The 23,101-nt window shown below is 43.8% G+C and carries 19 protein-coding genes and 1 tRNA gene; 5 read left to right on the top strand and 15 right to left on the bottom strand.

The window, feature by feature from the left end; all coding sequences use genetic code 11:
• Positions 1-64: 64 nt before the first annotated feature.
• From BW928_RS05155 to rsmG, 10 genes are all read right to left on the bottom strand, one after another.
• A complete protein-coding gene (locus tag BW928_RS05155) occupies positions 65-820 on the bottom strand; it encodes an ABC transporter ATP-binding protein (protein ID WP_076555171.1) in 756 nt (251 codons plus the stop codon).
• An 18-nt stretch (positions 821-838) separates the two neighbouring features.
• A complete protein-coding gene (locus BW928_RS05150; RefSeq protein WP_076555170.1) occupies positions 839-1,825 on the bottom strand; it encodes an ABC transporter substrate-binding protein in 987 nt (328 codons plus the stop codon).
• Positions 1,826-1,828: 3 nt separating this feature from the next.
• Positions 1,829-2,581, bottom strand: a complete 753-nt coding sequence (locus BW928_RS05145) for an ABC transporter permease (protein WP_076555189.1) — start codon at positions 2,579-2,581, stop codon at positions 1,829-1,831.
• 156 nt (positions 2,582-2,737) lie between these two features.
• Positions 2,738-3,754: a DNA polymerase III delta subunit-related protein gene (locus BW928_RS05140; protein ID WP_076555169.1), complete on the bottom strand. Its 1,017-nt coding sequence runs from the start codon at positions 3,752-3,754 to the stop codon at positions 2,738-2,740.
• Between the two features lie 8 nt (positions 3,755-3,762).
• On the bottom strand, positions 3,763-4,524 hold the full coding sequence (gene kdsB, locus BW928_RS05135) for a 3-deoxy-manno-octulosonate cytidylyltransferase (RefSeq protein WP_076555168.1): 762 nt from the start codon (positions 4,522-4,524) through the stop codon (positions 3,763-3,765).
• Positions 4,525-4,587: 63 nt separating this feature from the next.
• Positions 4,588-5,655, bottom strand: coding sequence for a tetraacyldisaccharide 4'-kinase (gene lpxK / locus BW928_RS05130; RefSeq protein ID WP_076555167.1), 1,068 nt, complete (start codon positions 5,653-5,655; stop codon positions 4,588-4,590).
• Positions 5,656-5,728: 73 nt separating this feature from the next.
• Positions 5,729-6,802 (bottom strand): ParB/RepB/Spo0J family partition protein, encoded by a 1,074-nt coding sequence (locus tag BW928_RS05125; RefSeq protein WP_076555166.1) that lies wholly within the window; start codon positions 6,800-6,802, stop codon positions 5,729-5,731.
• Between the two features lie 66 nt (positions 6,803-6,868).
• Complete coding sequence (locus BW928_RS05120; protein WP_076555165.1) at positions 6,869-7,270, bottom strand: hypothetical protein; 402 nt, start codon at positions 7,268-7,270, stop codon at positions 6,869-6,871.
• Positions 7,271-7,279: 9 nt separating this feature from the next.
• Complete coding sequence (locus BW928_RS05115) at positions 7,280-8,068, bottom strand: ParA family protein (RefSeq protein WP_076555164.1); 789 nt, start codon at positions 8,066-8,068, stop codon at positions 7,280-7,282.
• Between the two features lie 55 nt (positions 8,069-8,123).
• Complete coding sequence (gene rsmG, locus BW928_RS05110) at positions 8,124-8,813, bottom strand: 16S rRNA (guanine(527)-N(7))-methyltransferase RsmG (protein WP_076555163.1); 690 nt, start codon at positions 8,811-8,813, stop codon at positions 8,124-8,126.
• A gap of 218 nt (positions 8,814-9,031) precedes the next feature.
• Here rsmG and BW928_RS05105 point away from each other — a divergent pair, with 218 nt between their 5' ends.
• Positions 9,032-11,395, top strand: coding sequence for an AAA family ATPase (locus BW928_RS05105; protein WP_076555162.1), 2,364 nt, complete (start codon positions 9,032-9,034; stop codon positions 11,393-11,395).
• A 127-nt stretch (positions 11,396-11,522) separates the two neighbouring features.
• On the top strand, positions 11,523-12,167 hold the full coding sequence (gene nth / locus BW928_RS05100) for an endonuclease III (RefSeq protein WP_076555188.1): 645 nt from the start codon (positions 11,523-11,525) through the stop codon (positions 12,165-12,167).
• A 201-nt stretch (positions 12,168-12,368) separates the two neighbouring features.
• Here nth and BW928_RS05095 read toward each other — a convergent pair.
• A tRNA-Leu gene (locus BW928_RS05095) sits at positions 12,369-12,455 on the bottom strand.
• A gap of 264 nt (positions 12,456-12,719) precedes the next feature.
• Here BW928_RS05095 and ppk2 point away from each other — a divergent pair.
• The 3 genes from ppk2 (at position 12,720) to nfsB (ending at position 16,151) form a co-directional block, all read left to right on the top strand.
• A complete protein-coding gene (ppk2, locus tag BW928_RS05090) occupies positions 12,720-13,853 on the top strand; it encodes a polyphosphate kinase 2 (RefSeq protein ID WP_076555161.1) in 1,134 nt (377 codons plus the stop codon).
• Positions 13,854-13,947: 94 nt separating this feature from the next.
• Positions 13,948-15,501 carry an exodeoxyribonuclease VII large subunit gene (xseA, locus tag BW928_RS05085; RefSeq protein WP_076555160.1) on the top strand — a complete coding sequence of 518 codons (1,554 nt, stop codon included), beginning with the start codon at positions 13,948-13,950 and terminating at the stop codon, positions 15,499-15,501.
• Complete coding sequence (gene nfsB / locus BW928_RS05080) at positions 15,498-16,151, top strand: oxygen-insensitive NAD(P)H nitroreductase (RefSeq protein WP_076555159.1); 654 nt, start codon at positions 15,498-15,500, stop codon at positions 16,149-16,151. Before xseA ends, nfsB begins: the two co-directional genes overlap by 4 nt.
• A gap of 22 nt (positions 16,152-16,173) precedes the next feature.
• Here the strand turns inward: nfsB and dusB are convergent, their stop codons facing one another.
• From dusB to BW928_RS05060, 4 genes are all read right to left on the bottom strand, one after another.
• On the bottom strand, positions 16,174-17,199 hold the full coding sequence (gene dusB / locus BW928_RS05075; protein ID WP_076555158.1) for a tRNA dihydrouridine synthase DusB: 1,026 nt from the start codon (positions 17,197-17,199) through the stop codon (positions 16,174-16,176).
• A gap of 163 nt (positions 17,200-17,362) precedes the next feature.
• Positions 17,363-19,084 carry a hypothetical protein gene (locus tag BW928_RS05070; protein WP_143821451.1) on the bottom strand — a complete coding sequence of 574 codons (1,722 nt, stop codon included), beginning with the start codon at positions 19,082-19,084 and terminating at the stop codon, positions 17,363-17,365.
• Positions 19,085-19,158: 74 nt separating this feature from the next.
• Positions 19,159-21,594 (bottom strand): hypothetical protein, encoded by a 2,436-nt coding sequence (locus BW928_RS05065; RefSeq protein WP_143821452.1) that lies wholly within the window; start codon positions 21,592-21,594, stop codon positions 19,159-19,161.
• 240 nt (positions 21,595-21,834) lie between these two features.
• Entirely contained in the window at positions 21,835-22,704 is an 870-nt protein-coding gene (locus tag BW928_RS05060; protein WP_076555155.1) for a LysR family transcriptional regulator, read from the bottom strand.
• Between the last annotated feature and the right edge of the window lie 397 nt (positions 22,705-23,101).

The following is a 23,101-nucleotide window of genomic DNA, read 5'->3' as shown; positions in this document are numbered from 1 at the left end:
AGTCTTTTTTGTGCCGAGATAACAATACATTTGGCACGCTTATCAACAATTCCAAAACATTAGCTCATTGGCAAATTGCTGATAAGATGGCTTGTTTTAGGGACAAATACGCCACCGACTGCTGAAATTCTGCTTGCTGCGGTACCAAGAAGTGATGCGTGAACTTCGCTGGCATGCCTTTTAGCACATAAATCTCATCAGCAAGCAAAATCGCCTCGTCAATATCATGAGTAATGATAAGACAAGTTAAATTCTGTGTTTTTTGAAAATTATGAAACCAAGCATACATTTCTGTCTTGGTAACAAAATCCAATGCCGAAAATGGCTCATCAAGCAGCATCAGCTCATTATTTGACAGATAGGTACGCAACAAAGCAGCTCGCTGCCTTTGTCCGCCAGACAGCTGATGGGGATAGTTCATGGCAAGTTTTTCCAGCCCAAACAAAGCAAGCCTAGGATAAATCGCCGCCTCAATCTGGGCTTTTGGGGTATTTTTTAGCACCAAAGGCAAAGCGATGTTGTCATATACTCGCTTAAAGGGCAGCAGCAAATCCTTTTGTAGCATATAGCCTACATTGCCTGCAACACCTGTACAATCTGCCCCATTGATACGCACCTGCCCTGATTTGGGCGACAAAATGCCAGCAGCGATATTAAACAAGGTTGTCTTACCAACACCGCTTGCACCGATGATTGCCACCACTTTTGCCGTATCAACCGTCAGATTAATCCCATCAAATAGTGGCAATCGTTGATTTTTGCTAACAAAATCATGATGAATGTCAATCAGTTGCAATTTGGCAACCGTATCTGCTGACATGAATATCATAAGCGATAATTATTGTGGCAAATAATCATTGCTAACACCTGCCTGCGGAACAAATGTTTCGCTTAAGCCTTTGTCATATACCCACTGAAAAAATCTATCCCAACGCTGATAATCAAACCGTCCCCAATCGCCTTGCTCGTCCAGATACTGCTTGGAAATGTAGGCTTGGCTTTTTTGTGCCAGCTCTTTGTTCACTTCTGGTGCGTATTTGATTAAAATATCAGCACTTTGTTCGGGATTTTTGGCGGCGTACAGATAGCCCTCTTTGATTGCCACCAATGCTTTTTTGTATTTTTCTGGCTCGGCTTTGAGCGATTGGCTATTGGCAATCAGCAGCGGTGCATAATAATCAAAGGCAGGGTTTGCATCTTTTAAATAAAAAAAGTTGGTCTGCACGCCTTTAATGCCTGCATAAATACCGTCCCAACTATAATACGCCATAATGTAGTCAAATTGATTCATACGCAAGGCGGTGGTTGCATCGGTAGATTCTCCAGGGATTTTGACCAATGGCGTGCCAACAATCTCCGCCACCACAGCGTCATCAACAGGATCTTCCCAAGTTGAATAACGCTTGCCAGCCAATGCTTGTGGCGACTCTGCACCCAGCGAAGCCAGTGATAATAGCCCTGCACTGCTGTGCTGTGTGATGGCAGCAACAGCGGTGATTGGCTCGCCTTTGTTTAATCGCTTGACCATATTGGGCTGAAAATATACGCCAAAATCAGCTCGTCCATTGGCAACCAGTGTCGAGGTGCTGTCTTCGCTTGGCTGGACAATTTTGGCATCAAATCCTGCCTGCTGAAAATAACCACGATCAAGTGCAACATACAGTCCTGTGTGATTGGTATTTGGCACCCAATCAAGTGCGATTATCAGCTCTTGTAACTGCGGTGTATCTTCTTTTGCCGTGCTGTCTTGCTTGCTGCAACCAGTCAAAGCAAAAACCGCCAAAAATGCCACAGCCAAGATGGGTGATGAACGAAATTTTCTCATGTATTACTCCTTGTAATTATATGCTAAAACACGCCGCTGTAGCCATTTTACCAAAGCAATAAGCAGCAAAGTCAAAAAACTGATTAAAAAAATTACCGCAAACATATTGTCAAGCTCATAGGACTTGCGTACACGAGTCATGTACACGCCCAAGCCATAATAACCACCAAGCCACTCTGCCACCACAGCCGATATTAATGCATAGCTTAAAGCAACTTTTAGCCCTGTGAAAAAATACCCCATCGCCGCTGGAATTTTTAGATGGCGATAAGTTTGATAAGTGCTGGCATTCATTGAGCGAAATAAGTTCAGCTCATCGGTACTCACCGAGCGATAACCATCAAGCAAAGAAACCGTCATCGGAAAAAACACCGACAGCACCACCAGCACCACTTTTGGCAAAATCCCATAACCAAGCCAAATAACCAACAAAGGTGCAATGGCAATGGTCGGAATGGTTTGATTGAGCAAAATCAGCGGATAGACACTTTGGCGAAAATTGCGTGATAAATCCATCACAATAGACAAAACAAAAGCCAGCAAGAGACCAATTGTTGTACCAATAAAAGCAGTTATTAGCGTATATTTGGCATGATCAGCCAGCAATGCAGCATCATCAATGAGTGCCTGTATGATTTGCCAAGGGCTGGGCAGTAGATAATCAGGCAAAATACCGATTGCTACCACCAATTGCCACAGCAATAATATGGCAAAAACCAACGCATATTGACGCAAAAATTTGGCTACAAATGACATCATGACTGAGCAATCTTGTTACTATTATCCACACATTAATATAAATGGCAACACGGCATCAACCGATAAATCTATACTTAAGGCACATTGTACCACAGACAAGATACCATGAAAACCGCAACAGATAATAATTCTCAATAAGATAATCTTAAGCCCTTAGCACACGGTTGCAGGTTTTGCCATGGCAAGCATTAGCCGCTCAAATCCGAGTTTTTCTTGTACATGTTGCATCATGGAGATTTTGACATCATCACACACCGCTTGCAAATCCTCAAGCGTCTGCCAATCAAGCGGCAGCTGACCCAAAATTGCCTGCGTATCCAAATCTGCATGCAAACAAGGCAAATCAAGGCAAACACGGCGAAGCTCCGCCAACATCATCAAGGACAGTGTCAAAAAATCGGACAAACTTAGGGCTTTTTGCCAATAATTGCTGGCAGCACTGGGGCTACGCATGGCTGATTGCAATGCTGCAAAAGTTTGTAGCCAGAGTTTTCGCTTGCCAAACCAATCCGCACTAGCAATGTCTTTGGCTTGCAAAACTGCCCCATCACTGATGGCAAGCAGCATGGCAGCTTGTTTATCTGACATAAAATCGCACAGGTATTCCATGGCGTGCTTATGATTGATGATGGATAAAGGCAAGGTCTGCACACGGCTTTTTATGGTTGGCAAAACTTGGGCGACAAAATCTGTGATAAGTATCAAAAACACGCCATCACGAGGTTCTTCTAGGGTTTTTAATAACGCATTGGCAGCGGAAATGTTTAATTTATCAACATGGTCAATAACAATAACCTTAACACCCTGCCCCTTGTTTTGGCTGTAGTTGTGCAATTGCCGAATGTCATCAATGCCAACACCATCGCCAGTATACACATCGCCAAGCTGTGCCGAAGCTGGCAATACCATCAAATCAGGATGCGTCTGTGCCGTCAGCCAGTGGCAACTCTGGCAAGTTGCACAAGCACCCGCCAAGCTGCGATTTGGGCATAATAAATACGCCACCAATCGCCAGACAAAAGCCCTTTTGCCGATACCAGCCTGACCTGCTGCCAGCAAGCCATGTGGCAATTTGTGCTTCTCAAACTGCCCAGTTAGCTGTTGCCATGCTTGCTTTTGCCATGGCAGTACTTGGTCAAAATACGCCTGCGTGGTTAATTGCTGTGTCATCTGTATAATCAATAAGCCAATAATTGCGTCAAAGGCATGGCATTAAGCCGCTGCAAATCCTCGGCAGTATCCACCCCTGCTGGCAGTTGCACTTTGGCAATCTCACAGGCAATCTGCTCGCCATGCTCCAGCACACGCAGCTGCTCTAGGCTTTCAAGTTTTTCAAGCACGCCTTGCTGCCACTTGGTAAAAGCCTTCAGTGTACGCACTCGATAAGCATACAATCCCAGATGACGCAATGCCTGCCACGGAAAATCATCTGTTCCATCACGCCAATGTGGAATCGGCGATCGACTAAAATACAATGCACGATTGGCATTATCCAGCACCACCTTGACAACCGAAGTTTGCAAAAATTGTGTTTTATCAATAATCGGTTCGCACAAAGTTGCCATGGCACACTCAGGCTTGGCAAGCAGTAACTGCACCACCTGCTCAATCAATAACACAGGTATCAGCGGTTCATCACCTTGCACATTGACCACGATATCATCATCGGCAAACCCCAGCTGTGTCACCACCTGTGCCAATCTGTCCGTGCCTGATGGGTGCGTTGTATCGGTCATCAGCACATCAATACCCGCCTCTTGGCAAGTCTGATAAATGCGTTCGTCATCGGTTGCCACACAAATAGTGTCAGCAAAGCTCACTCGCCTTGCCTTCTCGGCAGTCCACAGAATCATCGGCTTGCCATGAATTGGCAACAACGGCTTGGCAGGCAGGCGAGTTGATTGATAACGAGCTGGGATAACTAGGTGAATTTTTTGCATGCTATTTCCAAGTGGTCTATTTATATAAATTTACTTTCAATATTTTTTATTAAAATTATCAAATCAATACTCATGCACCATCTCATCTAATGGCGAAGTTGGGCAATATTTTGTCATCAAAAGATCGGCTGCCTGATACACTGCCTGCGACAATTTTGCCTCAACGGACAGCACCCAAATGTTGGCAAAAATTGGCAATGGATTGCCTTGGGCAAGCAGGCGTAATTTTACCGCATCTTTGCTGGTGGTGATAATCGGCAGCTTGTCCAATCCCATTAAATCGTCAATGGTAAAATCATGATGATCGCCAAAGGGACGCTCCACAACATCAAAACCAAGCTCGGTCAAGGTGCGAAAAAAGCGAGCAGGATAACCAATGCCACTGACAGCATAGACCGCTGAGCCTACCTGTGGCGGTGGCTGATTGCTTGGCTGTAAGGCTACCAATTTTCCTGCTTGTAGCACCATGGTTGGCTGATTATCGCTGGCTGGCTTGGTTTTGTTGGCATGGTGATAAACAACCATCGCACCCTCAAGGCGATTAATCGGCTCACGCAAAAACCCTTGAGGCAACAATTTGCCATTGCCAAAACCACGCATCATATCAACCACAATCCACTCTTCATCACGAGCCAGTGCATAATGTTGCAGCCCGTCATCGCTTACAATCAGGCGAATATGCGGAAAACTGGCAAGCAACAAGTCAATGGTGGCAGCACGGTTGGCACCCACTGCCATTGGTAGCATATGCCCTTTGGCGGCTAGGCTTTGGACAATCAGGCATGGTTCATCACCCACTTCATGCGGCGTGCTGGTTGGCAGAACCAGTCTTGGCATGGTTTTTGTATCACCACCATAACCACGGCTAATAACAGCAACCTGCACGCCTTGGGTCAGCAGATACTCAACCAAGGCAATAATCAGTGGTGTCTTGCCACTGCCACCAACGGTGATATTGCCCACCACCAGCACAGGCACAGATGCACGATAGACGGGTAATTTGCCTGATTGATATAGCCATTTGCGTAACCGACTGATTGCGTGATACAGCCAAGACAAGGGAGCAAGTCCAATCAACCACGATGCTTGCCTTTGCCACGCTTGGGTCAATATCAGTTCTGCTTTTTTCATCGTAATTTATTTATATATGATGAATGTTTGTTTAATATTAATTTATAATCACCAAATCAATCAATCACCCTGCTCAATCATTGGCGGTCAGTTTATTAATCAGTGCGGTCAATTCATCATTGTCATAAAAGAAAATTTCCACACTGCCTTTGCCGTCTTTGCCTTGTTTTAATTTCACCGTTGCCCCAAGTGCATCAGAAATTTGCTGGCTTAATGCCAAAATCTCATAATCAGGTTCGATTTTGTTGGCAGGTTCAGGGTTTAGGATTGATTTTACCAAGCGTTCGGCATCACGCACGGTCAAGTTGCCATCGACAATTTTTTTGGCGATGATGGGCTGCTGGGCATCAGACAGCGACAACAACGCTCGTGCATGCCCCATATCCATCACGCCATCTATCATATATTGCTTGACTTCATCGTGCAGGTGATTGAGTCGCATAAGGTTTGACACTGTGGTGCGAGCCTTACCCACCACAGAAGCAATCATCGCATGACTCATGCCAAACTCGGTATGAAATCGTTGCAAGGCCTGTGCCTGCTCTAGCACATTCAAATCCTCACGCTGGATATTCTCAATCAATGCCAAGGCAATCGCCGTTTCATCTGACAACACACGCTCAATGGCAGGAATACTCTCAAGACCTGCCAATTTGGCAGCACGCCATCGCCGCTCACCTGCGATAATCTCATGCGTGATATCGGCATGTGTTTTTTGTTCAGCTGATAAGAGCGGACGAATCACGATTGGTTGCATGATGCCATGCTGCTTGATGGATAAGGCAAGCTCGTTCAACGCCTCTTCGTTCATATCACGGCGTGGCTGATATTTCCCCGATTGTAGGCGATTGGTGGCAATCTGCACCAAGGCAACTTTTTCACCTGTTGGTGTTTGTTGTGGCAACTGGGCGGACTTTTTGGCTTTTTTAGCTTTGTCGTTTTTGCGTTTTTCATGCTTGGTGGATTTTTTGGCAGATTTACCAAGATCATCAGCCGAAGCACTCGCCTGATTTAGCACTGCCGTATCAGCGTCTATTTGCGTTTGTTGTACCGCCACTTGGGTGCTTGCAATCACCTCTCTTTCGATGCTGACATCTTTTAATAACAAATCCAAGCCACGCTTGCCCAAGCCGTGTTTTTTATTCATGAGATTTTCCATTTTGTTTGCATTTGATTAACACCCAGTCATCATCATAAATCACACCAATGATGATTAATTTTGCTGTGCATCTGCCAAGCCAAATTGCCAAAATAACGCAATTTCTCGCCGCTGATATTCGCACAATTCATGGGCAGCCATTATATCGCCACGCTCAGCAGCCATATCGGCATGGTGATTATCCAAGTTTTGGTAAGCTGCCATATCATCTGACGGCTCGTCTGACTGTTCCACATCAGCTGGCTGATTTTCTGGTATCTGTGCCGATGACTGCTGTGGATTTGCCATCGCAGTTGGCACTTCGGCTGTGATTTGCTCTTGGGTGGAATAATCTGACGGCTGTGCCAAAGTAGCCTTGGCATCATCAATCACATCAACCACTTGCCGTCCTACTTTGGTGCCACTTAACAAAGCCTCCAAACCACGCTTTGCTCCCAGTCCACGCTTTTTTGCCATTTAAGTTTCCTATGCCGATAAGTTGCGTGCTTTGGATTGAGCGACCACTTCATTCATCAGCATATGATAAGCGATGGCACCTTTTGAAGATTTTTCATAGCCAAAAATTGACTGCCCAAAACTTGGTGCCTCTGCCAATCTGACATTGCGAGGAATACTGGTCTGATATACCAAATCGCCAAAATGACGCACCAGCTCTGCCGAGACATCTTGTGCCAAGGTGTTGCGATAATCAAATAAAGTACGCACAACGCCACGAATACTAAGATTTGGGTTGATATTTTTAAGTTTATCGATGGTCGCAATCAAATCAGCCACCCCTTCTAGAGCATAATATTCGCACTGCATTGGGATAATTACCCCTTCGGTTGCCGCCAACGCATTGACGGTAATCATGCTCAAACTGGGTGCACAATCCATGATGATATAATCATAATCAAGGCGATTGGCTGCCTTGGCATCAGCGATGGCTTGTCGCAATAAAAATGGTGCGTCCGACACTCCAGCCAGCGATACATCAATCCCCGCCAAATCACGGTTGGCACCGATAACATCAACCCCTTGCTCACTTTTTATGATGGCATCGGCAAGTGGCACGCCATCCAGCAGCACATCAGCCATCGTATGGGTCAGGGCATTCTTATCCAAGCCTAGACTTGTGGTGGCGTTGCCTTGCGAGTCCAAGTCAATAAGCAGCACCTTTTTTTTGGCAATCAGGCTAAGTGCCGCTGCCAAATTTACTGTTGTGGTTGTTTTGCCGACACCGCCTTTTTGGTTGGCGACTGCGATAATTTCCATGATAAAACCTTATTTGTGGTATTGGTTGTTATAAAATTTCAGATTGATAATGCAATCAGCTGCTTTGTTGTTTTAAATAAACCACGCAGCGATCATCGTTTAATTGTGGCACAGCAATGGTGCAGACCTCAATTTGCCAAGCGTCAAGCTCTGTAAATTCTTGCTGGCTGGGTGGTTTGCCCTTCATGGCATACAGCACCCCATCTGTTGCCAAGCACGGAGTCGCCAATGCCACAAAATCAGCCAACGAAGCAAAAGCTCGTGAAGTGATTACCTGATAATGCCGAGCTTTGTCAGTATGATGATGCTCAATGCGGGCAGCAATGGGGGTAAGATTGGTTAGCCCAAGCTCACTGACAATCTGACGAATAAAGCGGATTTTCTTTTGGTTGCTGTCCAGAGCATCCACCTGCCAATCTGGACGCAAAATTGCAATAATCACCGCAGGCAGCCCCGCACCTGTGCCAATATCCAGCAATCTTACCGAGACACTATCAGCAAATGGCAGCTTTGGGATAATTGCCATGCAGTCAAAAATATGCTTCACCAACGCCTCTTTTGGCTCGGTGATGGCGGTCAGATTATACGCCTTGCCCCACAGCAGCAAGCCGTCCAAATAACGCAAAATTTGCTCGATTTGTTTTTGGCTTAATGACACACCAAGATCTGCCCCAGCCTGATGAATCTCATCGGCAAATGCTTGTGCCTGATGCAAAATCTTTGAAAATTTGACGGCTGTACTCATAGCAAATGCTTACCACCATAAAATATAAAAATAAACACAAGTTAGTCCATCAACATAACTTGCATAAGTTTTGTCTATTTTATCATGCTTTAATCTGCTAAAATACCCTTTTTTGCTTGAGCAAGTTGTGTTTTTGCGATTTTTAGTGATTTTTATGACAATTTGCCCAAAAAATTTTAAAACCAAAAGACAATTATCACGATTGCTTAATAATATCTATGAAAATAACCGCCCTTGCCAATACGCACCGACTAAGTAGTGATGCTCTAAAACGCCACACCGATGCCACAAAATTACCCAAGTCAAGCCGCCTAAGCCTGCCCAAGCCTGAGCTTGATTTTGGGCAAAAACACGCCCTAAAGAACATCAACACCGCACTGGATATTCAAGCGGCAGGCTATCATGTATTTGCCGCAGGCGAGACAGGGCTAGGCAAACGCACGCTTATCACAAGACTGCTCAAGGAGCGTGCCAAGTCAATGCCAACGCCAAACGATTGGATTTATGTGCATAATTTTGGCGACGCTCGCCGCCCAATTGCCATTGATTTGCCTGCAGGCACAGCTGCCATCTTGCAACAAAAAACACACAAGCTGTGGCAAGTTGCCAAAAAAAAGTTGAGCAGCAAACTGCTTGGCGAAGTGCATCAAAACCAAATCAGACGCATCAAATCCACAATCAGCACCAGCCAAAATGAACAATTTTCCATCATTGATAATGAAGCAAAACTGCATAATCTTAGCCTAAAAAGCAGCAGCGATGGTCGTATTGAATTGGTGGCACTGGATAATAATCAGCCGATTAGTCAGCAAGCATTGGCAACTTTGCAACATAAATTAAGTCAAGCTGAATTGTATATTGAAGAATTAGAAGATGATATCCACAGTCAGCTTGATGCACTGTATCAAAGCACCGCACGCAAAGTGCTTGAGCCACTTTTTCGCCCATTGCTCGATAATTTTGCTAATTTTGCGAAAGTTATCAAACACTTAAAAGCCATGCAAGCGGATATGATTGACAATGTTGCACGCATTATCAATGGCGATGACGAGACTTTTTTGCCCACCACATTAAGCGATGTGCCAAGCCGCTATGCCATCAATATCATTAGCAGCCACAAAGCAGGTGCAGGTGCAGGTGCACCGATTATTTTTGAGGATTTGCCAACCCACTTGAACCTGCTTGGGCATATTGAATACACCACCGAACTTGGTACGGTATTGACCGATGTCAGTATGATTCGCGCTGGAGCATTGCACAGAGCCAATGGCGGTTTTTTGATTTTACAAGCCGAAAATCTGCTAGAGCACCCTTATGCATGGCAGGGGTTAAAACGAGCTCTGCAATCTGGCCAAATCAAAATTTCAAGCCTTGAGCAAATGTTGACCTTGACAGGCAGTTTGTCGCTTGAGCCTGACAGTATTTGCCTTGATGTAAAACTTATCTTGCTCGGTGAGCTGTCTTTGTATTATCAGCTTTTAGAAATGGATTCTGAATTTTATGGCATGTTCAAGATTCGTGCAGATTTTTATGACACCATCAAAAGAGATGATGCCAGCGAATACATGATGGTGCTAAAAATTGCCGACATGATAAAAGCTCGACAACTTCCTGCCTTTGATAACACTGCTTTTGCGGTGATTATTGATGAGCTTGCCAGACTGACTGATAATCAAAACAAACTGGATCTACACGCAGGCAGACTGCTCGGGATACTGGTTGAGTCAGCACGCATAGCCAATTTGTCCAATGCCAAAACAGTCAAAGCCCTGCATGTCAAAACCGCCCTGTCCGACATGACAGAACGCACAAGCTACCTCAAGCAGCTATACTGGCAAGAGATTTACAACGGTCAGCAACTCATCACCACCACAGGTGCTGCAGTTGGTCAAATCAACGCCCTAACCATCATCAGCTATGCTGACAGCGAGTTTGGTCTGCCTGCTCGTTTAACAGCACTTATCACCCCTCGTTTTGGCACAGGGGAGGTTTTGGACATTGAACGAGAGGTGGAATTGGGTGGCAGCTTGCACGCCAAAGGTATGCTGATTATGTCTGGATTGTTGCGGTCATTGTTCAGCGAGTTTTGTGAATTGAACTTCAGTGCCTCTTTAGCATTTGAACAAAATTATGGCGAAATTGATGGCGACAGTGCCACGCTTGCCGAAGCTTGCGTGCTGCTATCTGCACTGGCTGATGTACCACTTGCCCAAAATATCGCCATCACAGGCTCAATGAACCAACTGGGTCAAGCCCAAGCAATCGGTGGTGTTAATGCCAAAATCATCGGCTTTTTTGAGGCGTGTCGTGATGCCCTAGACGGCAGTCAAGGGGTTATTTTGCCACGCAGTAATTTGCCACATTTGATGCTGCCAGATGATATTATTGATGCTGTACACGCTGGCAAATTCCACCTGTATGCCGTCGATCATCTCAATCAAGCACTTGAGCTATTGACAGGCATGGCAATTGCCGATAAAAATAAGCATGGCGAATACAAGCGAGCGACTTTGTTTGGCAAAATCATCAAACGGCTTGAGGGCTGGTCGGATAAAGACAACAAAGATGAAAAGTCCAAATAATCTTTGAGATTGTTTATACCAAATCCCATTAATATTTTAAAATTAATTAACAATGAAAACAACCACACGCAACCAACCCAAAAAAATAAGCATCAGCAAAACTGCCGACACGCCAGCTTCACGCCCAATGAATGCCGAAAAACGCTTGGCATTTTTCCAAAAATTAGCCGAACATATCAAAGATCCTGTTACCGAGTTGAACTACAGCTCAGAATTTGAGCTATTGATTGCTGTCATGCTCTCTGCACAGGCAACCGACAAAAGCGTCAATATCGCCACCGAAAAGCTCTTTGCTGTAGCCAACACCCCCCAAGCAATTCTCGATCTTGGTTTGGATAACCTAAAAAAATACATTAGCAATATTGGATTGTATAATTCCAAAGCGGCCAATGTCATCAAAACCTGCCAAGATTTGCTCACCAAACACAATGGGCAAGTTCCCCAGACTAGAGATGAACTTGAAATGCTGGCAGGCGTGGGTCGCAAAACCGCCAATGTCGTACTAAACACCGCATTTGGCAAACCTGTAATGGCGGTTGATACGCATATTTTTCGCGTGGGCAATCGTACGGGGCTTGCCACTGGCAAAACAGTGCTGGCGGTCGAGAAAGCATTGCTTAAACGCATTCCCAGTCAATATCTGCTTGACGCTCACCATTATCTGATTTTGCATGGGCGATACACTTGTATGGCACGCCAACCAAAATGCGGCTCATGCGTCGTGTATGATGAATGTATGTTTAAGGATAAAGAAAAATGGGCGGAACAATAACCCGCCCAGTCAAATAGAAATGTTAAGAAAAACTTACAAATATGCAAGGCATTTCATAATAACACCCTGTCAAGCTGTGTGATTTGCCCTTTAGAGCTTTTGCTAAGATTTTAAGCAAGGCCTTGCTCAAACAAAACCTGTGCGATGGCTTATTAATGGTAAAAATAAAAACCTGTAACTTAGGCTACAGGTTTTTCTTTATGGTACCAGTGGTCGGACTCGAACCGACACGCTTTTAAGGGCAACGGATTTTGAATCCGTCGTGTCTACCAATTTCACCACACTGGCATGTATGGTTAAGCTCGCTGGCTTATGTGTGCGTATTATACAGGATATTTTTGCCCTGTCAATAACTTTTTTTATTTTTTTCAAAATTTTTTTGCAATTTATCACTTGTCGGCAAATATAACAAACCTGCATCAAAATACCACACATTTTTTCATAAACTTAGTCGCGATTGGCAAGTGGCAAATGCTTGCGTGTCAGTGGCTGACATGATACCATATTGATAGTAAGGTTTTGTTGTTTTTCATCAGTGATTAAGGAGTTTTTATGACCAACAAAATACCAACAAAAACAGCGGCAAGCACGCAGCCCGCTACCAAAAAAGCAACACAAACCAAACCTGTCGCCAAAACCCCTGCCAAGCCTACCAAAACCACCGTCATGGCAAAAACAGTCGAACAACTAGAAGAACTGCTTGAACACGCCAGCCCAGAAGAATTGGCAGAATTCGGTCAAACGCTCAAAGAATACCTCCCCGCTGCCCAAATCGCAAGCCAAATTCGCACCGATAAATCAAAAGACACGCAACTGTCCGAAAACTGGCGTGAAGGTGGTTATCCGTACAAACACCGCCTAAGCCGCAAAAATTACGAGGCACAAAAGTATAAACTACAAATTGAGCTATTAAAATTACAACGACACATCAAAGCCACAGGGCAAAAGTTGGTGATTATTTTTGAAGGTCGTGATGCTGCTGGCAAAGGTGGCACCATCAAGCGGTTCATGGAGCATCTAAACCCTCGCGGTGCTCGTGTTGTCGCCCTAGAAAAACCCACAGATCAAGAGCGTGGGCAATGGTATTTTCAGCGTTATGTGCAACATCTGCCAACCTCAGGCGAGATTGTTTTATTTGACCGCTCATGGTACAACCGTGCGGTGGTTGAGCGTGTGATGGGTTTTTGTAGCGATGAAGAATATCGTACTTTTATGCGTCAAGTGCCTGAATTTGAGAAACATTTGGTCGAATCTGGCATTCATTTAGTAAAATTCTGGTTCTCTGTCAGCCGTGAGGAGCAAAAAGCTCGCTTCGCCAGCCGCGAAAACGACCCACTAAAACAATGGAAACTGTCGCCTGTAGACAAAGCGTCATTGAACAAATGGGACGATTACACTTTGGCAAAAGAGGCAATGTTTTTTAATACCGACACTGCCGAAGCACCATGGATTGTCATCAAATCAGACTGCAAAAAGCGTGCCCGTCTTAACGCCATGCGTTATGTGCTGAACAAATTAGCCTACGAAAACAAAGACTCTGGTCAAATTGGCAATATCGACCCGCTGATTGTTGGCCGTGCTGGTGCATTGTACGAAATGGACGAACGCACTGATTTGGCAGTTGCTTCTGCCAAAATTGTGCAAAAAACACCTCAAGCCAAAAAACCCACTGGCAACAAAAAATAAGCCCATTTGCTGCCCCGACTGGTTTGGGGTGGCAATTCTTGCCAAACATTGAGCCATTTTGCTAAAATAAAGTATTATTTTAGCAAGTTAAGCCATGTCAAATTTTATCGCAGATCGTGCCATTGCACTTAGCCAAGCCAGCAGTGATGCTGATGCCATTGAACAAAAACATCGCCAAATCGCCGCCGACTTTGAGCAAGAACTTGCCAAATCACCACCTGATTTGACTGGCGTACAATTGGCACTGTCTGACTATTTATCCGCCGTCAAGCTAGTGCTTGATGATTATTTTGATCATGAAGTTTGGGTGCGTGCTGAGATTCGAGCGATTAACAGCAAAGGTGGGCATTATTATTTTGAACTGGCAGAAACCGATGACGAAGAAAACATCACCGCAAGTTGTCGTGCGACTTTGTGGCGTTTTCGTGCCAAAACCGTCTTGGCAAAATTTACCGCCGCAACAGGCCAAACACTACAAGCAGGCACAAGCGTACTGTTAAAATGCTCAGCAAGTTTTCACGCTCAATATGGCTTTAGCCTAAATATCAGCGACATCGATCCGCATTATACGCTTGGCGAGTTGGCAGCCGCCTATCAAGCCATGAAAAATCGCCTGCACGAATCTGGATTGTTAAATTTAAATAAACAAATCCCACTGCCATTTGATATTCGTCATGTGCTGGTTATTGCTCCAGAGCAAGCAGCAGGACTGGGTGATTTTCGTGCAGAGGCTGACCGACTGGCAGCTACCAAGGCTTGTTTTTTTTCTTATCACCATGCTACTTTTCAGGGAAACGGTGCCGCTGATGAAATCCGCACCACCTTTATAACCAGCCTTGCCAGCTTCCAAAAAAACCACAACACACTGCCTGATTTGGTTGCAATCATTCGTGGTGGCGGTGCTGTTGGTGATTTAGCTTATCTAAATAATTATGAGTTGGCGGCTGTTATTGCCGAATCGCCAGTACCTGTCTGGACAGGCATCGGCCATGAGCGAGATTTGGTACTGCTAGATGAAGTAGCACACACTCGCTTTGATACGCCTTCCAAGCTGGTTTTGGCAATTCAATCACATCTGGTGCAGATGACCAGTAAAGCAACTGTGGCAATGGCCAGGCTAATCAAGTTTAGCAAAAATAAACTATCCAAAGCCAGTCAAGACAACCAGCAACAATTACAACGCATTCGCCTAAATAGCACACACAGCATCAGTTTGGCAAAAAAAGACCTATTGCACCAGCATAAATATCTAAAAAACAGCACAAAGCATCATTGCAGTCAGACAACTCATCGACTCAACACCCTGCTGACAAGCACTCGTGCTGCCACCCAAGCTATTACCACACAGGCAAAAATCAACAATCTTCGATATTTCAACCAACACAAGATTGTATTTGATTATTTATCAAAATTAAAAAATAATTGCCGATATTTACAGAGTTTGATTCTTATTCAGCACCCCAAGAGAACCCTGAAAAAAGGCTATGCCATCATTCATGAGCAATCACAATCTGCTTGCAACATTGCACATATTGCACAACTATACCCCAAGCAAAAGATTCAAATCACATTACAAGATGGCACCGCCACCGCCACCATTGATGCGATTGATACACGCCAAATGAATAGCACAACGGAGATTTTATGAATCCTGTCATTTATGCACAGCAACGCTATACCTGCAAATCCTATGATGCCAACCGTAAAATTGATGCACAAACTCTTGATGATTTATTACAAATGTTGTGGCTTAGTCCTTCATCAATCAATATCCAGCCATGGCGATTTTTTGTTACAGATAACGCACAAACCAAAGAAAAAATTATAAAATCAATGATTGATGGCGACGAACATAATGTAGCAAAAATAAACAATTGCTCTCATGTGATTATTTTTTGCACACGGACAAACATCGACCAAGATCATCTCATGCGTGTGCTACAGGCAGAAAAAGACAGTGGCAGATTTGCCAGTGAGGACATCATGAAAGCCAGACTGACGCTATGCCAACATTACATATCGCAGCTAACAGCTGATGCTGATACGCTTTTTCACTGGGCGGAAAATCAAACCTTTATTGCCTTAGGGCAACTGCTGTTATCCGCTCAACTGCTTGGCGTTGATGCTACGCCAATTGGTGGTTATAATAAACAATTACTAAATAAAGAATTTGAATTTGATAAGCAAAATTTACAAAGCTCTGTCTTGGTCGCACTTGGCTATGCCAGCAACAATGACAATAACAAAACCTTAGCCAAGGCTCGTTTGGACAAAGCAGAAATTTTTGAATTTATTTAAAACAGCTCATCTTCACCAGCTGCTATGGTGATATTTGTTCAGTTTTTATTAAAAATTTTTCCACGACCCTATATTGCTCATCGGTGGTTTGACAGGCATACATCGCTTCACGAAAGGCGTTGGAATTTGGCAAACCACCCGTATACCACGCAATATGTTTGCGAGCAATACGACAGCCTGAATATTCCCCATAAAAGCGATACAGTTCATCTAAATGTGCCAGAACCACTTGACGAATCTCAGCAACAGTCGGCTCTGGTGCTATTTTTCCTGATTGAGCATAGTAAGCAATATCCCGAAATAGCCACGGCTTTCCTTGTGCTGCTCGCCCTATCATTACAGCATCAGCCCCTGTCATGGCTTGCACCTGTAATGCTTTTTGAGGACTGTCAATATCTCCATTGACAATCACGGGGATTTTTACCGATTGTTTAACTTCTCTAATTAATTCATAGCGAGCCTGCCCTGTATAAAAATCCTCTCGCGTCCGTCCATGTATGGCGATGGCTGCCACGCCTGCCTGTTCGGCGATTTTGGCAATGGACAAAATATTCTCCTGACCATTGGCAAAACCCAACCGTGTCTTTAGAGTAACTGGCACATCAACCGCTGCCACCGCCGCATCCAGCAATCGTTTTACCAAATCCTCATCTTGCAATAATGCCGAACCTGCCAATTTTTTGCAGACCTTTTTGGCAGGACAGCCCATATTAATATCAACAATTTGTGCCCCATTGGCAACCTGAAACTGTGCCGCTTGAGCCAATTTTTCTGGTTCGGCACCTGCAATCTGTGCCGAAATTGGTGCAATTTCACCCTCAAAATTGGCACGATACAAGGACTTTTTGCGTGCATATAATGCAGTATCAGCAATAATCATCTCGCTGACAGCATGACCTGCACCAAATGACTTGCACAATCTTCTAAAGGGATTGTCAGTAACACCTGCCATCGGTGCCACCCACAATCTATTTGTAATTTGCAAATCTTTGATTTTTAAAGGTTTTAGTAAAATATGCTGGTTATTGTCATCATTATTTGTTGTCATATTTTTCCCAGACATCGCCAAATTTATCATGCAAGTATTGTATCACAAATCACAACCGATTGATAAATTAGCATACCGCAACCGATTTTATCAATTTATAATAAATTCAATATTGACGATTGCTTATAAATCAATTAAAAACCATCTTATAAGCAAATCAACATCACTGTTCTTTATTATCATCACCTTCCTGATTGTCCTCTTCTTGACCATCCTCATTGTCTTCATCAAAATACCAATCATCTTCTGCCTGCCCAGACTGACCCATGATAAGAGCAACCATTGCTTTTAGGTATTTATCATTACTATTTTGTAGTTTATCTACCAAGTCTTTATTATATTCTATAAAGTTTATGGTATTGCTGGCGTTAGGCTCTCGCATCGAAGCAGGCAGCCTGTCAAATAAATTCGTCTGCACAGGGCCAATATTGGTAAAGCTATCAACTTTTAAGGGCTGGCTTATTTTGAGCTTGGCAGTCGCCTCATCATTACCACGAATCAAAGGGTTTTTCCAATATTGTCGCTGATAAATCCAATTAATGCGATTGCCAGCAAGCCCATAATAAGAAAAGGGCTGATACGATGGCAAGTCTGCATCTGGCGATGTCCGCAACTGCAACTGATAGTCGCTGCTAAGTTGTTGTAGCATATTGAGCAAAAACTGCACAAGCAACTTGGCATTTATTCGGATGGATTCCATCGACTCGCCTTCTACTGGCTCATCGGTGCTTTGATTGGTATTAACCAGCTCAATTAAAGTTTCGCCATCAGCAATGCTTCGCCCACCATCAGCAACCGAAGAAGTCAGCTCGGGATATTCTCTGGTGATATTTTGGTATAAAGTATCAACAAAAATATAGCGAGCATACGCCAACTGCTGTGCATTGGCAGACGATCGGATAATTTTTGGGCTTGATGTTATGCGTTTTTTTGCTTCATCGGGTAAATCATCTGCAACCAATTCTGCCAAAACAGCTTCGGCTTGCACCCAATCAAAAGTATCTGTAGGCAGGCTCAAAAAACTCTGCTTTTTGGCATCTAATATCATTTTTAATAAATGATTGCCAAAGTTGTCTGGCAGGCTGTCATCATTTAGATTAATTGCCAGCCATTTATTCTGCCACTGGTTGCCCATTGCCTTATCCAATGTCTCACTATAAAGCATGGCTAAATTATCCGCCCAAAGATACAGTACGCCCTTTTTTAGATCCAGATACAAAGGTTGGTTGGCATACGCAGTAAAATTGCGTGTCTGATAGCCAAAGCTAGGCAAGAAGCTTATCATGCCAAGCATCGGTTGATAATTGCCAGCTATGGACAAAGTGCTTGGCTCCAATAGATAGGTACGCAATAATTTTGCTTTTTTGACCTCAAGGGTGGTGTGCTTGCCATCATGCTCAAGCTCATAAACGGTTTGGTTGGCTTTTTTGACAATATCATTTTGGTTAATTTGTTCACGCAACTGTACAAATAGCAAATCCATCTGGGATTTGGCATCTAATTGTTTATTTTCACTAAAAAATTTATCCGCATCAAAAGTCTCAATCCCTTGATTTAATATCGCTTGTTGATCGGCAATGCATTGCAAATATTCTTCTTTAATTCGCTGATGCTCCGCTGTTTGCTCCACCTGTTCTGCTGCCACATCTTGCTCTGCCATCAGTTTTTTGGTTAAGGCAATGTAGGCGACATCATGGCTATCTTCACACGATTGCATGATATTGGCACTGGCGGTAAGCTGCTTATCTGTTGCCGCTGCCAGTGCATTTTCACGCACGCTATTAGAGACATAAAAGTCTGTACGGTAGCCAAACGACTGTCTGGCTTGAGCTGCCATCGCCTGCATAAGTGCCTCTTGGGCAGGTTTGGCTGTGGTTGTCGCCATGGGTGAAGTTGCAACACAACCACTTAAGCCAAATAAAGCAGCAACAAGTGATAAAGGTTGGAAAAATTTAATCTTCATTGGGATAGCTCGCTGCCGTTTTGTTCTGTGTTTTGACAAGTATCATCACACGCATCATCTGACTGCGTGTCCGTATCGCCATCTTGTCGATAGCCCTCTCGTGCCTGAATTGCCAGTTTGCCAATTTGTCCATCTTGCCAAATCTGCCAAAGCCACCGATTGCCATCTGCTGATACAGCATTGCTGGTTTTTGGCAGTTTTGTGGCATAAGCATGGTCAAATGGTTTATCACTCAGACGAGTTCGTCCAACGATTTGCATGGCGACATTAGTCATTTGCTGATTGTTATTTTGTATAGACTGCATGCCAATCAGTTCGCCCTGCCCGTCCAGATAATAATACAGATGGCTTGAGCTATTTAATGGCAAAATCGCCTCAACCAATGACAAAAAACTGCCAACATCATCACTTTGATAGCCTTGATTAACCAATACCCAGTCATCAATTGCTGATTTTATGCTGGCGGGTGTTACTTTCAGACCTGACTGTGCCAAGAGTTTTTTATTGGCATCTTGATAACTGTCGGCATTGGCATCAATGTAGTTTTTTAAATCATTGGCGACCAATTTGGCAATAATTGCCAGCATTTTGCCCTGCTCGGCAATATTTGGACTAAATTTAATCACTTGTGCTGCACCGATCTGCTTGGCATAGTCATCACCACTCATTGCAACAGGGGTGAATCGTTCGCTGTCCAATTGGGCCAGTGCCAACGGATATGCCCGCATCACCGCATCAAAAACCACTTGGGTAGGAATCATTTCTGCCAAAGGCTGCGGCAAATAAAAACGCATCTTGCCCTCAGCAATTTCCTCTGGCAGATATGCGTATTTTGGAGCAGCCAGTGCCAAAAGCGGCAACAATGCCGAGCTGTCAGCGGTGATTTGTGCTTGGTTAAAATCCAGCATGACTGGCAACTGCAAAGACTGCTCGGCAGTTCTAGAACGATATTCAAGCCCCAACACACTGCTGATTTGCCGCTTTTTGGGCTTGTAATGACTAAGTATGGTGATGGTGGTATTGTCGTATTGATACAGATTTTTGGCGGTCAATTGTTCGGGGCTTTTTTTGATATAATCAAGCATCGATGAAAACATATTGGCATAGATATTGCCACCAATACCCGTTGGCAAAGGCAGCTGATTGTCCAGTTCGGGTTCTGCTCCATCGGTCTTGCCCTGTTCAGAATTGTCGGCAGTTTTCATCTGCTTATACGACTGAAGCAAAGAAGGTCTGTCGTATTCTGCACCTTCACCAAAAACCTTGTCATAAAAATCATGCTCAAGGCTCAAAGACTGCTCATAATCATCAGGCAGCGTGATTGGTTTATCAAAAGGATAATACTCATTGACAGCATTGGCACTACAGTACAATGCCTGATAATATGCTGCATTATAGGCTTTAGGGTCGGTAGCAGGGGTAATCCCATCTCGTTTTAGCTGCTCTTGGGTTTGTTTGTGCTCATCTAGACATGGCTTTATTGCCGCCATTGTATCCAGCTTTTTTTGACTTAAGCCATTTTCGATATACGAAAAAGCATCTTGCCGCGAGCTGGTGGTATAGGCGGTTCGGCACATTGTATAGTTTCGCCAGACATTGTCATACACTGCGTAATTCTTAGCTGACAGCGATTTGTTTTGTCGCTTTGCACTAAGTATCTGCTGCAAATCCGTCTGATAATTGCTGGCACATTGGCGAATTATTTCTATATCTTGACGCTGATAACCCTCTGCTGTTTTTGCCAAATCCAACAAGCCTTCATCGCTCGTTTTAATACAGCTGGCAATTTCATCAAGCTGTTCCTTAATGGATGCATCTTGACTGGTGCTGCTAGGCTTGGTTTTGATTTTCTCATCAATATTAGCCGAAGCCTCCGACAAGCAGCTTTTTAGGGAATTATAAGTCTCTTGAATCTTTTGTGAGCGTTGCTGATAATCATCAGACATGGCAATCTCACGACTTATGGCATTGGCTGGCACGGTGTTATTTTTTTCATCATAATATCGCAAATACGGCAACGAATCATCTTCTACCAAATACTCTGCCATGCCGCGATAAGCGTCTTGCTGGTATTCTGCAGCGGCTTTATTTTTCTGATATTCCTTGAGTTTTAACATCGTCGTCCAAAGGCTATCAGCATTGCCATCAATCTGAGTGTTCGTATTATAAGGAAAAACACGATAATGATAAGTTGATAACGCATAGCGTTCTTTGCCCAGATGCTTACTGATTGCCGCCAAGGCATCGGTCTTGGCACGCACCGCAGGCGTATTGGCATTGTCTGCAAATGGCAATTGGCTTTGGCTTGGCTGTGGTGCTTGCGTATCAACGCTTTGACAGGCTTGTAATAACATCGCCACAATCATCAAATAGCCCCATTTGGGCTGCAAATGTATCCGCTTCTTTGTACCTTGTGAGAATTTTTTTATCATATCAAATACCAAATCCCATCTTGCTGTGCCATGCCTCAACTTCGCATCGCCCATTTCTTCCCAAAACCGCTTAGTTGCACGGCCATCATGCTAATTTTTATAAATCAGTAATGTAACATAATTTTTACAATTTGCCAATAATTTGTTAGCCAATCAGGGATTGATATACAAAGGGTATGATTACCACGACACCGACCATAAAAAAGCCCTGTATGACAACAGGGCTTTGCTTGGTTAAACTTAGGCTTTAAAATATGCTTGCAGTACTTCTAGGCACTTTTGGGCTTTGACTGGTACTTGCTCTTTTGAGCCTGTCAAAGCAACCAAGTTCAGCTCTGGCAAGCTGTGATTTGGTAAAATTTGTACCAATTTACCCGCCTCAAGCAACGCTTTAGCATGAATTTCATTGGTTTTTACAATGCCATAACCACGCTCTGCCAGATTTAGAGCGATGTTTTGATTATTGGTAACAAGGCGTGCATTGACACGAACGCTTTGCTTGCCACTGCCATCTTTAAAATCAATGTTTTCGGTTGGTTTTTCGCTGCACAAAATCATGTTGTGCGATGCCAAAGTTTTTGGACTGTCCACAGTGCCGTGTTCTGAGAGGTATTTTGGTGAAGCAACCAAGATTTGTTTGATGGTTTTTAGGGTTGTGCCTTGTGCAGACTCGCTTAGTGCCAATGCCACATCGATGCGATCTTCGATCATGTCAAGATTATCACGAGAGATGATGTTCAGCGATAAATTTTCATGCTCAGCCAGCCAGTCTGACAATGCAGGCACAAGGTATTCTTGGGCAAGCTCTGCTGAAGCGGCGATACGCAAACTGCCAGAAACTTCATCTTTTAGTTGAATGACGCTATCACGACCTTGTTCAGCCGCCTTAACCATCTGCAAGGCTGCATTATATAAGCTCTCACCCGCCTCGGTTAGGCTTAATTTGCGAGTTGAGCGATGCAACAAAGTAACACTTAGATCATTTTCCAAAGAGCGGATTTGTTGGCTGACAGCACTGGTTGTGATACCCAGTTCTTTAGCAGCACCGCTGAATGAACCATGACGCACAACGCTTGCAAAAACCGCCATGCCGCGTAGATTATCTAACATATTCACCTCTAAATTTCATCAAGTTCATTGTGTTTTATTGATAATAATAGTTGAATAATTTAACAAGCAAGTCATTATAATAAATTTACTCTCAATGTTTGCAAAAAATAATGACTGCTTGGTCATTTTAACCATACCATCGATCAGTTTTGTTGCTGTTTTTGCTGTATTGATGGTGATGAATTAATAAAATCAATACAAATCACAACTTAATAAACCAATGATAATCGCTTGCATTTTGATATGAACTATAAAACAAATTTAACCGACTGGCAAGAGATTGTTTATAAAAAATGTGTCTTATTGTAAAGTATTTTGCCAGTTTGTTTACAAAATGTTATTTTGGCAATAATTGCTTAATATGTTCAAGATGGCAGAAAACTAAGCAGTATTTGCA

This window comes from Moraxella cuniculi DSM 21768, from assembly GCF_900156515.1.
GTDB classification, from domain to species: Bacteria; Pseudomonadota; Gammaproteobacteria; order Pseudomonadales; family Moraxellaceae; genus Moraxella; species Moraxella cuniculi.
This window is presented reverse-complemented; position numbering and strand designations above follow the sequence as displayed.

Coding starts and splice junctions, on each gene's coding strand:
- BW928_RS05155 (WP_076555171.1), bottom strand. CDS start 820: ATGTCAGCAGATACGGTTGCCAAATTGCAACTGATTGACATTCATCAT.
- BW928_RS05150 (WP_076555170.1), bottom strand. CDS start 1,825: ATGAGAAAATTTCGTTCATCACCCATCTTGGCTGTGGCATTTTTGGCG.
- BW928_RS05145 (WP_076555189.1), bottom strand. CDS start 2,581: ATGTCATTTGTAGCCAAATTTTTGCGTCAATATGCGTTGGTTTTTGCC.
- BW928_RS05140 (WP_076555169.1), bottom strand. CDS start 3,754: ATGACACAGCAATTAACCACGCAGGCGTATTTTGACCAAGTACTGCCA.
- kdsB (WP_076555168.1), bottom strand. CDS start 4,524: ATGCAAAAAATTCACCTAGTTATCCCAGCTCGTTATCAATCAACTCGC.
- lpxK (WP_076555167.1), bottom strand. CDS start 5,655: ATGAAAAAAGCAGAACTGATATTGACCCAAGCGTGGCAAAGGCAAGCA.
- BW928_RS05125 (WP_076555166.1), bottom strand. CDS start 6,802: ATGAATAAAAAACACGGCTTGGGCAAGCGTGGCTTGGATTTGTTATTA.
- BW928_RS05120 (WP_076555165.1), bottom strand. CDS start 7,270: ATGGCAAAAAAGCGTGGACTGGGAGCAAAGCGTGGTTTGGAGGCTTTG.
- BW928_RS05115 (WP_076555164.1), bottom strand. CDS start 8,068: ATGGAAATTATCGCAGTCGCCAACCAAAAAGGCGGTGTCGGCAAAACA.
- rsmG (WP_076555163.1), bottom strand. CDS start 8,813: ATGAGTACAGCCGTCAAATTTTCAAAGATTTTGCATCAGGCACAAGCA.
- BW928_RS05105 (WP_076555162.1), top strand. CDS start 9,032: ATGAAAATAACCGCCCTTGCCAATACGCACCGACTAAGTAGTGATGCT.
- nth (WP_076555188.1), top strand. CDS start 11,523: ATGAATGCCGAAAAACGCTTGGCATTTTTCCAAAAATTAGCCGAACAT.
- ppk2 (WP_076555161.1), top strand. CDS start 12,720: ATGACCAACAAAATACCAACAAAAACAGCGGCAAGCACGCAGCCCGCT.
- xseA (WP_076555160.1), top strand. CDS start 13,948: ATGTCAAATTTTATCGCAGATCGTGCCATTGCACTTAGCCAAGCCAGC.
- nfsB (WP_076555159.1), top strand. CDS start 15,498: ATGAATCCTGTCATTTATGCACAGCAACGCTATACCTGCAAATCCTAT.
- dusB (WP_076555158.1), bottom strand. CDS start 17,199: ATGACAACAAATAATGATGACAATAACCAGCATATTTTACTAAAACCT.
- BW928_RS05070 (WP_143821451.1), bottom strand. CDS start 19,084: ATGGCGACAACCACAGCCAAACCTGCCCAAGAGGCACTTATGCAGGCG.
- BW928_RS05065 (WP_143821452.1), bottom strand. CDS start 21,594: ATGATAAAAAAATTCTCACAAGGTACAAAGAAGCGGATACATTTGCAG.
- BW928_RS05060 (WP_076555155.1), bottom strand. CDS start 22,704: ATGTTAGATAATCTACGCGGCATGGCGGTTTTTGCAAGCGTTGTGCGT.